Here is a 744-nt window from a genome sequence, read left to right on the forward strand (position 1 = left end):
CTAAAATACAAAAGATAATCATTTAAATCTCTAATAAATACCCACCTTGCCACTACTGAATCGACATAGACAAAATGAGAACTTATGCAAATATTTGTCTATATTTTTAGTTATAGTTAATTACTCTCAACCGACGCGGTTTAAGCATAAAATTCAACCAACTGGTGAATCAAAAACAATTGGCGGGGCAAAACAAAGAACACATCTGCCTTGCCCTGCTCGATTTAGACTGGTTTAAGCAAGTAAATGATCGCTATGGACACGATGGAGGGGATCAGGTACTCAAGCAAATTCCAAAAATTTTGCAAAAAAATCTACGCAGTGAAGATATTATCGGACGTTTTGGTGGCGAAGAATTTATGATTATTTTCTCCAATACCTCACCGCAAATTGCCCAAAATGTACTGGAACGCTGCAGAATTGCCATTGAACAACATCGTATTGCCTATGCAGAACATGAGATTCAAATTACCGCAAGTTTTGGTTTAAGTGCCTTATATGTTTATCATGCAGATCAACATGAATTAATTCAGCGTACTGATGCTGCGCTGTATAAAGCCAAGCAAAGTGGACGTAATAATGTGCAGCAAGATATTGAATCATGAATATTAATTTTGTAGGACTTACGCACTATTATTTATAGATTCTCTGTGGTAGCAGATGATTTTTATCGAGAATAAAGTCATCAATGAAGTTTTTGATAACTGGTCTAAATAATTTCTTCTGCCAACGATATACATTTTC

General features: G+C 35.3%; 1 protein-coding gene and 1 pseudogene. One reads left to right on the forward strand and one right to left on the reverse strand.

What is annotated here, in order from left to right; translation table 11 throughout:
* Nucleotides 1–119: 119 nt before the first annotated feature.
* Nucleotides 120–605, forward strand: a complete 486-nt coding sequence (locus ACEO2X_RS14000; protein WP_286379081.1) for a GGDEF domain-containing protein — start codon at nt 120–122, stop codon at nt 603–605.
* A 28-nt stretch (nt 606–633) separates the two neighbouring features.
* On the opposite strand, the pseudogene ACEO2X_RS14005 reads toward ACEO2X_RS14000, so the two are convergent.
* Nucleotides 634–744: pseudogene (locus ACEO2X_RS14005) on the reverse strand (IS701 family transposase); the annotation flags it as partial.

Source organism: Acinetobacter sp. AL9 (genome assembly GCF_041464035.1).
Classification (GTDB): Bacteria; Pseudomonadota; Gammaproteobacteria; order Pseudomonadales; family Moraxellaceae; genus Acinetobacter; species Acinetobacter towneri.